This window comes from Paenibacillus plantarum, from assembly GCF_013141695.1.
In the GTDB taxonomy this organism is placed as follows: domain Bacteria; phylum Bacillota; class Bacilli; order Paenibacillales; family NBRC-103111; genus Paenibacillus_E; species Paenibacillus_E plantarum.
The window spans coordinates 156,230-169,810 of the sequence record NZ_WHNY01000082.1 but is presented as its reverse complement, the minus strand read 5'-3'; the positions used below and the strand labels follow the sequence as shown (position 1 = coordinate 169,810).

16 protein-coding genes are annotated in these 13,581 nt (G+C 42.2%); 12 read left to right on the top strand and 4 right to left on the bottom strand.

Annotated elements, in window-relative coordinates; translation table 11 throughout:
- Nucleotides 1-263: 263 nt before the first annotated feature.
- Complete coding sequence (locus GC096_RS34015) at nucleotides 264-1,649, bottom strand: catalase (protein WP_171636846.1); 1,386 nt, start codon at nucleotides 1,647-1,649, stop codon at nucleotides 264-266.
- Nucleotides 1,650-1,788: 139 nt separating this feature from the next.
- Here GC096_RS34015 and GC096_RS34010 point away from each other — a divergent pair, with 139 nt between their 5' ends.
- The 10 genes from GC096_RS34010 (at nucleotide 1,789) to GC096_RS33965 (ending at nucleotide 8,123) form a co-directional block, all read left to right on the top strand.
- Nucleotides 1,789-2,367 (top strand): TetR/AcrR family transcriptional regulator, encoded by a 579-nt coding sequence (locus tag GC096_RS34010; protein ID WP_171636844.1) that lies wholly within the window; start codon nucleotides 1,789-1,791, stop codon nucleotides 2,365-2,367.
- A 106-nt stretch (nucleotides 2,368-2,473) separates the two neighbouring features.
- Nucleotides 2,474-2,638 carry a hypothetical protein gene (locus GC096_RS34005; protein ID WP_171636842.1) on the top strand — a complete coding sequence of 55 codons (165 nt, stop codon included), beginning with the start codon at nucleotides 2,474-2,476 and terminating at the stop codon, nucleotides 2,636-2,638.
- A 98-nt stretch (nucleotides 2,639-2,736) separates the two neighbouring features.
- The gene (locus tag GC096_RS34000) at nucleotides 2,737-3,060 is read left to right on the top strand and encodes an NIPSNAP family protein (RefSeq protein ID WP_171636840.1); all 324 of its coding nucleotides are present in this window, start codon (nucleotides 2,737-2,739) and stop codon (nucleotides 3,058-3,060) included.
- Nucleotides 3,061-3,118: 58 nt separating this feature from the next.
- Nucleotides 3,119-3,661 carry an NAD(P)H-dependent oxidoreductase gene (locus tag GC096_RS33995; RefSeq protein ID WP_171636838.1) on the top strand — a complete coding sequence of 181 codons (543 nt, stop codon included), beginning with the start codon at nucleotides 3,119-3,121 and terminating at the stop codon, nucleotides 3,659-3,661.
- A 112-nt stretch (nucleotides 3,662-3,773) separates the two neighbouring features.
- Entirely contained in the window at nucleotides 3,774-4,007 is a 234-nt protein-coding gene (locus tag GC096_RS33990; protein WP_171636836.1) for a tautomerase family protein, read from the top strand.
- Nucleotides 3,973-5,109: an NAD(P)H-dependent flavin oxidoreductase gene (locus GC096_RS33985; RefSeq protein WP_246303154.1), complete on the top strand. Its 1,137-nt coding sequence runs from the start codon at nucleotides 3,973-3,975 to the stop codon at nucleotides 5,107-5,109. Before GC096_RS33990 ends, GC096_RS33985 begins: the two co-directional genes overlap by 35 nt.
- Before the next feature lie 157 nt (nucleotides 5,110-5,266).
- A complete protein-coding gene (locus GC096_RS33980) occupies nucleotides 5,267-6,040 on the top strand; it encodes a pirin family protein (protein ID WP_171636832.1) in 774 nt (257 codons plus the stop codon).
- Between the two features lie 12 nt (nucleotides 6,041-6,052).
- A complete protein-coding gene (locus GC096_RS33975; RefSeq protein ID WP_171636823.1) occupies nucleotides 6,053-6,526 on the top strand; it encodes a MarR family winged helix-turn-helix transcriptional regulator in 474 nt (157 codons plus the stop codon).
- 103 nt (nucleotides 6,527-6,629) lie between these two features.
- On the top strand, nucleotides 6,630-7,337 hold the full coding sequence (locus tag GC096_RS33970; protein ID WP_171636929.1) for a DNA alkylation repair protein: 708 nt from the start codon (nucleotides 6,630-6,632) through the stop codon (nucleotides 7,335-7,337).
- Between the two features lie 180 nt (nucleotides 7,338-7,517).
- Nucleotides 7,518-8,123: a class I SAM-dependent methyltransferase gene (locus GC096_RS33965; RefSeq protein ID WP_216626348.1), complete on the top strand. Its 606-nt coding sequence runs from the start codon at nucleotides 7,518-7,520 to the stop codon at nucleotides 8,121-8,123.
- Between the two features lie 33 nt (nucleotides 8,124-8,156).
- Here GC096_RS33965 and GC096_RS33960 read toward each other — a convergent pair whose 3' ends face one another.
- Genes GC096_RS33960 through GC096_RS33950 form a run of 3 tightly spaced genes read right to left on the bottom strand, consistent with a single transcriptional unit; the run spans nucleotide 8,157 to nucleotide 12,012 of the window.
- Nucleotides 8,157-9,242, bottom strand: coding sequence for a GerAB/ArcD/ProY family transporter (locus GC096_RS33960; protein ID WP_171636819.1), 1,086 nt, complete (start codon nucleotides 9,240-9,242; stop codon nucleotides 8,157-8,159).
- Complete coding sequence (locus GC096_RS33955) at nucleotides 9,239-10,417, bottom strand: Ger(x)C family spore germination protein (protein ID WP_171636817.1); 1,179 nt, start codon at nucleotides 10,415-10,417, stop codon at nucleotides 9,239-9,241. Before GC096_RS33955 ends, GC096_RS33960 begins: the two co-directional genes overlap by 4 nt.
- Entirely contained in the window at nucleotides 10,414-12,012 is a 1,599-nt protein-coding gene (locus GC096_RS33950; protein WP_376769547.1) for a spore germination protein, read from the bottom strand. The genes GC096_RS33955 and GC096_RS33950 overlap by 4 nt, the downstream gene beginning before the upstream one ends.
- A 250-nt stretch (nucleotides 12,013-12,262) precedes the next feature.
- On the opposite strand from GC096_RS33950, the gene GC096_RS33945 reads away from it, so the two are divergent.
- Nucleotides 12,263-12,997 (top strand): MBL fold metallo-hydrolase, encoded by a 735-nt coding sequence (locus GC096_RS33945; RefSeq protein ID WP_171636815.1) that lies wholly within the window; start codon nucleotides 12,263-12,265, stop codon nucleotides 12,995-12,997.
- A 16-nt stretch (nucleotides 12,998-13,013) separates the two neighbouring features.
- A complete protein-coding gene (locus GC096_RS33940) occupies nucleotides 13,014-13,541 on the top strand; it encodes a DinB family protein (protein ID WP_171636813.1) in 528 nt (175 codons plus the stop codon).
- Nucleotides 13,542-13,581: the final 40 nt, after the last annotated feature.

Below are 13,581 nucleotides of genomic sequence, written 5' to 3'. Positions count from 1 at the left end.
TAAGTGCCTACTTTCTAATAATTTTAAATACGATTAAACCTATATTCCTTGCGTGACGATCTGAAAATTAAGGTATTGAAGCATCCTCGTATATAGTACAAAGCTAGTATAAGTATACAAAATGAATCTGTAGCAAAGATGAAAATAAGCTTAAAATCTTCATTTTTATATCGTGTAAATAGAACCAAACCTACCAAATTATTCATCAATTTGAGAAGTGGAAACACAAATGGCCACCCGGAAGGGCAGCCAAATTCGTAGAATTAACCTTTGTTAAGAAACTGAATTCGCTGAGAAACCTTGTTTGCCATTTCTTGAGACGCTTGGAATAGGTATGTAAGAACAATACGTTGTATGTCAGTAGAAATAGTAGCTAGATCGGCAGCAAGGTTCTCCACCAAATGTTCCTGTTGGATAGGAGGGAGGGCATTATAATACTGTCCCGCTTGCGAGAAATTATCTGGATTAGGTATATCGGATCGAACAAGTCGGCCTTCAACAAATCTACCTTCGCCACTGGTCTCAAGTGAACGTGGCGTCCAGTTCTGCTGATGATTAATGGGGATCTTTCGGAAATCAGATCCTAAGCGATGCCGCTGTGAATCCCAATAAATATTCGTACGACCTTGGAGCATTTTATCGTCCGATAGTTCGGCACCTTCCAGAAGATTCGCTGGAGAAAAGGCGATTTTCTCGACTTGCTCCATAAAGTTATCTGGATTGCGGTTTAATACGAGCCTGCCAACTGGCATCATCGGAAATTGCCTTTCATCCCAAACTTTAGTATCGTCTAGTGCATCGTAGGGGAGATTGGCACCTTCACTCGGATCCATCAACTGAACATACAGCCCGTATTCGACAGTTTTGCCTGCTGCCAGCGTATCAAAGAGGTCCTTACTCGCATAATCAGGATTTTCACTAGCTAATTGCGCTGCTTCGCGGCTATCAATAACTTGTATACCTGCTAATGGGTACCAATGATATTTCACAAACGTACGAATGCCTTGCTCGTTTCGCCAGACATATGTATTAACGCTATGACCTGGAATATGACGAAGACTCTTGATGGTTCCAGCATCCGAGTATAATTGAACAAGGAAATGAGTGGCTTCTGGCGCACGGGCGATGAAGCTCCAGAAGCGTTCAGGATCGATCAGATTGTTAACTGGTGATGGCAGAAAGGCTTTAATCGACTCTGGAAATCGAATGGCATCCCGAACAGAGAAGACAGGGATATGATTACATAACAAATCGAATACCCCTTGATCAGTGTAAAATTTCGTTGAGAAACCGCGCACATTTCGGGACGTATCCGGGGTACCTTTATTACTTACAGCCAGGGAAAATCGGACCGTGACAGGAACTTGTTGGCCCGGTTTTTGTAGAAAGTGAAGCTTCGTATAGGGAGCCATTGAATTCACGGTCTGAAAGTAGCCAAAAGCTCCACAACCTTTCACATGGACAGGTCTTTCAAGAATCTTAGTATGTATGAAAGTCTCTAAAGTTTCATGTAAGACACTATCTTGTTCCAGGACAGGTCCTTGATTACCTACGGTTTGGGAATGAAATTTCGCAGGTGCGTCTTCTGACCATTGAGAAACACCGTTCTGATGATTAGGCTTCTGGGGCAATCCTCGATTATCTTCCATGATTCAACCTCCTGAACACATATCACTGATTTAGATCGTTATGCTGGAAAACCAACAATTATGCCAAACACCACTTGGGAAGATCAAACTGTAAAATTCCTAGGTTGACATACTATCTACTAAAAGGTAGAATGGCGACATGACCAAAACCAACAACAATAAAAACACTTCAGAACTTATTCTGGACACAGCCCAAGCGTTTGTTCAGCAATATGGGTTTAACGGATTCAGCTATTCGCATATTGCAGAAAAAGTAGGCATACGCAATGCCAGTATTCATTACTACTTCCCGAATAAGGAGGACCTGGGAGAAGCTCTGATTGCACGTTATCTCCAAAATTTCAAAGTATTTGTTGCTGGAATAGATGCTGAGACGCCGAACAATGTAGAGAAGTTGCGCAAATTCATCTTACTCTACAGTGGTCCAGTTCAAGATTACTGTGCTTGCCTAAGTGTCATGCTATCGACTGATCTGGCAACTTTATCAGGCAGAGTGCAGAGCGGGTTAACCCAATTCTTCGCTGCCAATCTAGAGTGGTTGGAACGCGTGCTTGATGAAGGGCGACGTGAAGATCAGTTGAATTTTGAAGGCGCCGCGGATGCACAAGCTCACCAATTTCTGGCAGCACTTCAAGGGGCACAATTATTGTCGAGAAGTTTTCAAGATGTAAGCAAGTATGATAAGATTGCCGATGGTCTAATATCCGCTTTAACTTGAAAAAGAAGGCGGATTATTTTTTGATAATTATCTACCTTTTAGTAGGTAGAATTAATAAGAGGAGTTGTTGATATGAGTTTTCAAAATAAAGCAGTCGTCATTAGAGGTGCAAGTAGCGGTATTGGAAGAGCCGTTGCTATCGGATTGGCATGACTGGATTCTTCCATGTAACTCAGTGGCTGTGACCGAAATGCTGAAGGCAGGCACTGGCCAGTTGCACCAGGAGAAATTGTTGACGCGATTGTTTATCTGGAATCTGCCAACTTCGTAACCGGAGAGATTCTGCATGTCGATGGCGGCCAAAACGCTGGACAATGGTAAGAATTTTGATGTTTGTAGGCTATTACTTTAGTGAGGAGGTGAGAAAACATGTTGTATGAACTGCGAATTTATCATGTTAATCCCGGCAAAATGCAGGTTCTTCATGAAAGATTCAGAGATCATGTGATCGAATTATTTTTGAAACATGGCATGAAGATTACGCAGTATTGGGAAGATATCAATGACGCTAATAATCGGCTCTATTATGTTGTTGAACATGACAATATGGAAACCCGCAATGATAACTATGAACGTTTCCGCAACGATCCGGAATGGATTAAAGTGAAACGGATTTCAGAACTGGATGGGCCTTATCTTAACAATCAAGAGAGTATATTTATGAAAACCGCAGCTTTTTTCGAAAACAAATGAACCAGGACAAAACGCTGTCAGCAAATACGAATATAATTAGAAATGGAGCAAACTAACTATGAAAACATTAGTCATCATTACTCATCCAAATATCGAGGAATCTAACTGGAATAAAGCTTGGCTGGAAGCTTTACAAAAACAAGGTGAGTTCACAATTCATGAATTATATAAAGAATATCCAGACGAAAATATCGATGTTGCCAAAGAACAACAGCTAATTGAAGCACATGACCGGGTTATTTTCCAATATCCGCTTTATTGGTACAGTACGCCTTCTTTACTTAAAAAGTGGTTCGATAACGTCCTACAATATGGGTGGGCTTATGGTCCAGATGGCAGTAAAACAGCAGGCAAAGAAATCGGTGTAGCGATTTCGACATACGGCACGGAAGCTTCATATCAGCCTACAGGCTCTAATCGTTTTACACTACAAGAAATATTACGTCCGATGGAAGCACTTGCCCAATTTATCAGCGCTTCCTATCTGCCTCACTTTGCACTAAACGATACTTCAACGGTTACCGATGAGCGGTTAGCACAAAGCAGCAAGGATTACATTCATCATATTCAAACTGTAAAGCCGGTTCTAGTTACCCAATGAGTGATTTACTAATTGACGTATTTATGGATGTGACGTGCACTAGCGTCAATAGTTTACCTTTCAATAGATAGATAAACGATGTGGAATACTTATTCCAAGGAGGTCAATCTCTATGCCAGTTGTTACGATTAAAGTAACCCGTGAGGGAACCACCCCAGAGCAATCGTCTGTTACGGCTGAAGAAAAAGCGGCACTTATTAAAGGTGTCAGTGAGCTTCTCCTAAACGTGCTTAACAAGCCATTGGAATCAACTCATGTTATTATTGAAGAAGTTGAGTTGGACAATTGGGGATGGGGCGGATTACCAGCACTTGAATACCGCAATCAGCGATCCTCTCACAAGTGATAGGAGGCAGAAGATCATTTATCTGAATACAGCACTTTGCCGCATATTTGATATTCGTTATCCCATCTTCTTAGCCGGCATGGCAGGTGGGCCAGGTACGGTCAGCTTAACAGCTGCCGTATCGAACGCAGGTGGATTGGGGACACTCGGTGCCGCCTATATGGAGCCTGAAGCGATTCGTACGGCCATTCAAGACATTCGGAAGTTAACGAACTCGCCATTCGGCGTAAATTTATTTGTTACTCGTGCTCAAGATGATAATACGAGAATACCGGAAGTTCAACAGGAACTGAATGTGATGAGAGCTAAACTCGGCATACCGCAGGTTGTGGCAGAAGAGGTGAAGACACCCGATCATTTTGAGCAGCAATTCGCCGTTCTGCTAGAAGAAAAAGTGCCAGTGATCAGTACGGCTTTCGGCGTACTTCCACCTCATATGACAGAGCAAGCTAAAGCGGCAGGGATTCGAATCGTGACGATGGTGACTACCGTCGATGAAGCGATTCTTGCTGAACAAGCCGGATGTGATGCGATTGTGGCTCAGGGAAGTGAAGCTGGTGGTCACCGCGGTACATTTGAGATTGCGAATCGCCCCATGGGCGCGAACATAGGCACTATGGCGTTAGTGCCGCAAATTGTTACACATGTTCAGGTACCCGTAATTGCGGCAGGCGGGATTATGGATGGTCGTGGATTAGTTGCCGCGCTGGTGCTCGGAGCACAGGGGGTTCAGATGGGTACGCGATTCTTGACTTCGATGGAATCGGGAGCCCATATCGCTTATCAAAACAAACTGCTTGCTAGTACGGAGGAAAGCACCGTAATCACGAAGGTATTTTCAGGTCGACCTGCAAGAGGTGTCACGAACGAATTTATTAAAGTTTGGGATCAGAACGGGGTAGAACCGCTTCCTTTTCCGACCCAAAATACGGCTACAAGAGATATTCGAAATTCTGCTGCAAAGCAACATAATTCCGAGTATATGTCATTATGGGCAGGGCAAGGTTTGCGGTTGCTTACTGCAGGACAAAGTGCGGGGAGTATCTTACTTGAAACCATTCAGCAGGCGCAAACGATTCTCTCCCAAATCAAAAATTCTTGAATGTAAGTAGGCAGGAATCCTCATAAGAGGTATTTCTGCTTATTTTTTACTGTTGACTGATAATTGCAATAGGATTATATTAAATATTATTAGATTGAATAATTATAGGATATTATATCTATTTAAAATTATACCTAAGAGGTAAGGAGCAATTCATATGAATATACAAATATTAGGACCAGAACAACAAGGGAAAGAAGAATTTGATGGAGGAAAAATAATGGCACAGAAACCAATAGGTTTCTCGGGCCAAGGGGCTGTTACGGTTAGATTGGGTCCGCTATTCTATTGGGCTTGGGGAAAGGCAGAGTCGGCAGGAGGGATTGGTTTCCATCCTCACCAAGGATTTGAGATTCTTTCTTATGGCATTTCTGGTCAAGGCTTTCACCGAGACACACTTGGTACGGAGAGCATACTTCAACCAGGTGATATTCAACTCATGCAAGCGGGCTCGGGAATGCATCATGCTGAGAGCGTCGAAGCAGGATTTGAAAGCTTTCAAATATGGCTTGAGCCTTTCTTGAATGAAGCAGTGCGAAGAGAGCCAACCTATTCATTGTTCAAGCACGCGGAGTTCACTCAAACAGAGCAGGATGGCGTTAAGGTGAAATTCATTCTGGGTGAAGGATCACCTGTCAACCAACTCGTTGCAGATGCACGTATGTTTGATGTTGAAGTGGAGGCAGGTGCGACGTATGTTCACCGGCTTTTACCGAACCGTACGCTTGGTGGTCTGTCTATTAGAGGGAACGGTGGCTCCTTTATCATACCGGGACAAGAGTCCATCCAATTTGTGAATAAAGACTTTGCTATAGTTAAAACGGACCAAGAAGAGGACATCAATATTCAAGCGGTTGGAGAGACACTTCGGATAATTCTAATTGAAGTTCCTACCGAAGTCGATTATCCTTTGTATAACAAAGCTAGATAAGGTGGTTGAAGAATGACTGAGCGCGACGCTGAAGGTATAGCACTTGATTTAAGGGTTACTCGCGTACTGAAAAACATGGTGAACGTACTGTATGGTAGCCTAGAAAGCGACATAGACAGCTATGGCCTCAGTAGGGAAACCTTTCAAATTCTTGAGTTTCTCTACAATAAAGGTCCGCACCCCATTCAGAAAATAAGTGATACTTTCTCAATTCCAAGCGGAAGTATTACGTATGTGGTAGATAAGTTGGAAAAGAAGAGGTTCGTGGAACGACTTCCTATTCCAGGCGATCGACGTAAAACGAATGTGGTATTAACTGAGGATGGACGCGAGTACTTTGATACGATTTTCCCTAAGCATGTACAAACTATTTCCAACAATTTGTCATATGTAACGGATGAAGAAAAGCTCCAACTTATTGAGTTGCTTAAGAAGATAGGGTATGGGATTAAGAATGCGCAAGACGGACAAACGAAAAAATGCTGAGTAACTTCGGATAACTAAGCGATCCTTGCTCGATGCCCAAAGAATAGTTATGATTACAACATAAATGATGAATATGGGAGGAGTCATTATGACAGCAACCATTATGAATACAGAAGTAGTTATGCAAGAGCTTGAAGCTCTGGGTAAGGAACGTATGAAAAAAATGTACGTATCGAATGGTGCTCATGAGCCGGTATTTGGCGTAGCAACAGGTGCGATGAAGCCGCTCTTCAAGCAAATCAAAATCAATCAACCATTAGCGGAAGAACTCTACGCAACTGGGAATTACGACGCTATGTACTTTGCCGGCATCATCGCAGACCCCAAAGCAATGACCGTAGCAGATTATGATCGTTGGATCGATGCAGCATATTTCTATATGTTGTCTGATTATGTCGTGGCTGTAACGTTGTCTGAAGCAGATATTGCGCAGGAAGTTGCGGATACATGGATCGCGAGCGGCGAGGAATTGAGAATGTCAGCGGGATGGAGTTGCTACTGTTGGCTTCTGGGGAATCGAAAAGACACTGAATTCGACGAAACTAAAATATCCGATATGCTTGACTTGGTGAAAAATACGATTCATACTGCACCTGAAAGAGCGAAATATGCGATGAATAATTTCCTGTACACAGTTGCAGTATCCTATATCCCGTTGCATGATAAGGCGTTTGAAACTGCAAAGGCAGTTGGACCTGTTGAAATCATTCAGGACAAGACGAAAAGTAAATTTCTGAGTGCTTCGGAAAATATTCAAAAAGCTTTAGATAAAACTCGAATTGGATTTAAACGTAAGCATGTAAGGTGTTAAAGAGTGCGAAAATGTAAATTTACATTTTAAGTATAGGGACAAGTCCGTGTAACTCACGGGCTTTTTTAGTTTTTGAACAGAATGACCGAATATTCGTCTATTATTATGGGGAGATTTACCAAACCCATTAGGTAAACTATTGGAGTCTACGGACGATCGTATATGGGAGTGAAGCTAGCAATGGATACTTATTGGAATCACAATACAGCTTTTCATGATGAGTTGATTACAGACGCAAAGCTACGTGGAGGACGTGTTCTCGACATCGGGTGTGGTGACGGATTATTGCTTCAACGCCTCGCGCCATTCGTACAACAAGTTATTGGAATCGACCCCGATAATACGGCGATCGAACTTGCACAAACGCGACTTGCTGCGATCGAGAATGTGGTGCTCATGAACGGTGACTTCCTTGCTTTGTCAGCCCCTTATCAAGAGGAACGATATGCTACTGTTATCTGTGTTGCGACTTTGCATCATATGGATCTGAGAAGCGCACTGCAACAAATGCGCCAAGTTCTCGCACCCGGAGGACGACTTCTCATTATCGGTTTAGCAGATGACAAATCACTAATGGATTTGGTTGTCTCAGGACTAGTGCTGCTTCCTATCCGTATCATGGATCGATTTCATGGCGGGGCCAGCAACCCTAATGTTCGAATTACCGCTCCTAAAGAAACCATTAAGGAGATTCGCCAAGTTGCACAGGAGATACTTCCTGGAGCGAGGGTGCGACGACGTTTCTACTTCCGTTATAGTCTTTCTTGGGACAAACCACTGGAGTAGAACTCGAAATAATCGACTTACAATCACCGTTCACTACCTCAGCGTACTTTTCTTTCGTATGATGCCAATAAACCATAATAGCAAGGGCATCCCAATAAGATTAATAGGAAATATCACGGCAAGCCAAAACTTCGCATAATGCATGGAGTCGTTCGTGTTTCGCGGCAGCAGGGAAATTACAAATACAATCGGCGCAATCCACCAAATGGCATGTTGCCATTTTTTCATATGAAATAATTGCGCGGTACCATAACTGGTTATGAATACATAGAGGGATAGTTTAATGAAAATTCCGACAATCCATAATAAAACAGCCAAAACATCAACGTTCTGAATGAAATCCATGACTGAAATATAGGACATAGCGGAATAGAGCGGATAAATAAATTTAGCCGATAAATGTGGACCAAAGACTAGAATCACAACCAAGACCATGGCAAGAACGGCGATAGAAGCAGCTGCAACTCCCAACAAAGATGAGATCATTGCTCGCTTAGGCTTGGTCATAAAGGCTATTAACATAACCACCATAAAAGATTCACTAAGGAAGGAGGCAGGTGTAAAGCTTGCTTTCACAATGGGGATAACTCCCGAGTTGGCATACACTGGCAGCAGATTATACCAGTCCCAGTCCTTAAAGCTAAATAGGAGGATGACTATACAGCCTAACGCACTAATCGGACCGATGATTTCAGCGCTACGACTAATACTTCTAAGACCACCACTATAAGTCACATATACAATAGCACCTAGCATGATGAGAATAACAATCCAAAGAGGGGTGCTGCTAAACAAGGCAAGGTATACAAAATCCGCATACTCTCTAAGTATGATTCCGGTTACGGATATCCACATGACAAAGTAAGGAAGCAGTATGATTTTTCCTAACCATTTTCCAAGAATCGTCTGTGTGTACTGAATAAAGGTTTGCTCAGGGTAAAGGAGGCTTAATTTGACAGCAATGAATGTCGTAAATAAACAAATCAAAGTTGCGATGATCATTGAAATCCAGGCATCTTGTTTGGCAAGAAACACAGGGGTCGAGATCGTAAAAAGTGCAGTCATCCCAAATTCCATGGAGAAAATCAGCCAAAATAGTTGATATCCGGAGATTTTCATTTCTTAATTTCACTTTCCTTCAATTGGAGTGATGGACCAACTAAACCAATGTATTTTAGCCTTATACGTACATGAACATTGACTTCTATATCGGGAAAAATAGTATCCCATTGTCCCCTTAATTGGTTCCATTCACGGGGATGCTGACGATTCAAGGTTTGATTAAAGTCTAATACATCTGTACCAAATTGTTTTTGAACTTTCGTGATCATATCCCGGACATGATCACTGGTTTTCATATTAATTGTTTGCTGAACAAGCATCAGATTGTGCTGCTCACTAAGGTCCCAATTTGTATTATTCTCACCAACATGGCCTACGCCAGTTAGCTCTATGTCCATCTTCACCTTGTTATTCGGCAATACACTGCTCTTCATGCTACTTCCAAACTTGGTAAGAATGACCCCCACATTCCCATTCGCTTCGGGGATATCTTCCGTTAAATCAAAGTAAGAAATTCGCCTGCGAATCCACTGCCGATATGCGCCCTCGACAAAATTTAAATAACCAACTAATTTATAATCGTGGTTAAAAATGGCGCGACCATAAAATCGAATCGTTTTTTGAGGAGAAGTTCCCTGTACGATATCTACTACTGGCAAAGTGGGGCTGCTTCCTTCGGTACTTGCAGCTTTCATAAAATCGAGATATGACGTACCGGTTGTACCGCCAACTGCTTTATGTATTTTGACAGATGAGACGGATGGAATTTTCTCAAGGGGATAGGGAACTTGCAAAGCTTCCAAGCCTGTATTACCTTTGACCACCCAAATGTCTAAACGAATGCGATTACTAGGATCGCGAGAAAACGCATCCAGCATGTCATGGATACCATTCTTCGCCAGATCCTCCCCGATGTAATAATTATGTCGATGCCCTCGAGTAATGATGCGAGAAAGCTTTTGCCGTGTTTTTTGAATAGCTTCCATCGTACTTTTACCTGTACCAGTCTCGATAAAGAACGGTTTATCACCACCGCTGCCGCCTGTTGTACCTTGGCCTACTCTGGAGGGAACAATGAATTGACCGGCCGTTAAATATGTCCCGTCTTTGGTAATATCAGCCGATGCTGCAAGATTGAAAGCTCTGTCTGAAAGCTCCTCACGGTCCCAACACCCTGTAGTAAGAGGGATAACAAGCACCAACATAAAGCGAGTTGACAGGCGAACTTTCATTTCACTTCATCTCCTTGGTTCCCGTTTCTTCGTTGACCTTTGCGAAATCGCAATTTAGTTGTCGTTGAATTGGACATGGGTAATGTATTCATGCGCCATCTTGGTGCGCGGATCAAAACATCTATTAATTCACTCTTCGTTAAAGGAGCTATCGGGCTTAAGTAAGGGATGCCGAATGACTCCAGATTTGTAAGATGAATAAGCAGGAAGACAGACGCCATGGTAACGCCGTATAGTCCTAGGATCCCTGAGGAAATGAGCATAGGAAAGCGCAGCACTCGAAATGGCATTCCCATACTGTATCTTGGGGTAATTAGAGAGGCAATCCCCGTCAGCGAAACAACAATGACCATCGGAGCTGAAACAATCCCTGCCTGAACGGCGGCTTGACCAATAACTAGCGCTCCAACGATACTAACTGCTGAACCAACCGGCCTCGGCATTCGAATACCAGCTTCGCGTAATCCCTCAAATAATAATTCCATCAACAAAGCTTCAATGACAGCAGGAAAGGGCACCCCTTCACGAGCAGAAGTGATACTGAGTAAGAAGTTAGTAGGTAACAATTGTGGATGAAACGTTGTGATGGCTACATAAATAGAAGGTAAGAACATGGATGTTATAATCAACAACATGCGTAACCAACGGATGAGAGTAGCGTAAATAAATCGCTCGTAATAATCATCGGCGGACTGAAAGGCATTCCATAAGGTACAGGGAACAATCAGTACAAAAGGCGAGCCATCAATGAAAATTGCAACTTTTCTTTCTGCTAGACAGGCGGCTACAATATCTGGGCGTTCGGTATTCTGCACTTGTGGGAATAAGGTGAAAGGGTGGTCTTCAATAAACTCCTCAATAAAATTCCCACCAAGGACGGTATCAATATCAATTTGAGCGATTCGGTTACGAACCTCTTCAATAATTGATTCCAGTGCGATACCTTCAATGTAAGCAATGACAATCGTGGTTTTGGAAAGATTGCCAACCGTCAAGGACTCCATTTTTAGCTTGGTGCTATGAATTTTTCTTCGAAGAAGGCTTGTGTTCACAGAAATAGTTTCTGTAAAGCCTTCTCTAGGCCCCCGGAGGGTAGTCTCCCCTGTGGGCTCCTCAATCGCTCTCTTCTCAAAACCTGCCAACTCAGCAATAACAGCTTTGTCTTGTCCATCTGACAGAATGACTACACTCGCGGATAAGATACCTTGAACAATATCGTCCATTGTCATTGTTGTCTTTGTTTTGGCGATGGAAACCAACTGTTGTTCGAGTATCCAATCTACTGGATTCAATTCCTCTAATTCTGGTGGCAGATTTTCTAGCATCCATGGTTTTAGCAAATTGCTATCCAACGATTTGGTATCTACCAAACCATCCAAATATACGCATAAAACAGGGACTTTCCCGAAGATTTGCACATGACGAAACACAATATCATAACAATTTTTAAATATATGTCGGATGAGGCGTTCATTTGTTTCTAGAGATTTACTAATTGCTTCATTTTGTGCATGTTCAGGAGATGTAAGGTTAGAATTTGAGTTAGGTGCAGTAGATATGTCATTCCATCTCCTTAACAACATTTGCTTCACGATGAGCAGGGGATTATACAGGCTATCATTAGTATCTTCCCGCAATCGATATCGGATTATGCATATTATGGAAAAGGTGAATTAGCGTAGCGACTTAAATCCCGCTCGAAGTTCTGCAGTGAAATTAGGTGATTACTAGCTATGCAGGAAAAACAGTTCTTCCTATCGAACAAGTTGAGTGTTAAAGGAGTTGCTACATTAAGCAGATCCTTTTTCATGGGTTAACAGTAATGAAAAAGTGGAGGAATCACCAATGAAAATTAGAGTTATTGGTAGATGGGGCGCTTATCCGAAGCGTGGAGAAGCAACTGCAGGCTTTCTTTTAGAAATAGGTAATCATAAAATCTTGCTCGATTGTGGCAGCGGTGTATTGTCCGTCTTACAGAATTACATGGGACTTCATGAATTAACAGCTGTATTTGTTTCACATAATCATTTCGATCACATGGCAGACTTAGGTTCTCTTCAGTATGCTTGTTTAATTGATATGGATTTAAAACAACGTGATACACCCTTGCGTTTATTCGTTGCTAAGGATTCAAACGACAAATGGACAATTCCTGTAATGAAAGGAACAATTGAACAAGAAATTAACCAAGATACGATCGTAACATTCGACGATGGCTTAACATTGACTTTCTTTCGAACGGATCATGATGTATATTGCTTAGGCGTGAAAATTTCCTATAAGGGGAAAAGTTTGGTGTATACGGCCGACACACGTTACGATGAAACATTAGTCCCATACTTGAAAGATGCGGATCTACTTATCACAGAAGCTTCATTCTATGCCAATTTTGATGCTGCTAAGTATGGTCATATGAATGCAGTTGAAGCAGGGGAACTTGCAACGAAGGCTGGCGTAAAGAAATTACTTTTAACCCACTTGCCTCACTTCGGAGATATTCAGGTACTGAGAGAAGAAGCAGCTTTGATGTATAAAGGTGAAGTTGTTTTAGCTGATCTCGGCTTACAAGTCGTCTTATAAAATTAGGAGGAAACGCATGTTAAATTTGAATCAGATTTATCTCATTACGGACATACCTGGTTATACGCCGCAGATTAGCCGCTTATTGTCAATGATGAACTATGCCAGACATACGACACTACAATCCGTCAAAAATTTAACCGTACAGGAATTGGATTTTCTTTTAGATGAGGAAAGTAATTCAATTGGTGCTTTGTTACTGCATTTCGCGGCGGTCGAATACGCCTATCAATTGGAAACCTTTGAAAAAAGAGAATTGAATGATGAAGATATGGCCATCTGGGGACCCGCTGTGAATCTAGGTGCAGAAGGGCGGGAAAAGATTAAAGGAAATGAGTTGGCCTATTATGTAGATAAGCTAAATGAAGTCAGAAATCGCACATTCGAATTATTTAAAACGGTGGATGACGATTGGTTATACCAAGAAGAAGAGTTCTGGTATAAGAAACAAGCGAATCATTATTTTATGTGGTTTCATGTGTTCGAAGATGAAATCAATCATAGAGGTCAGATTAATTTGATCAAGAAAAGAGTAATCCGCTGATGATGGCGGATTTTTTTATTTGGGATAGAGAGCCGCGGAC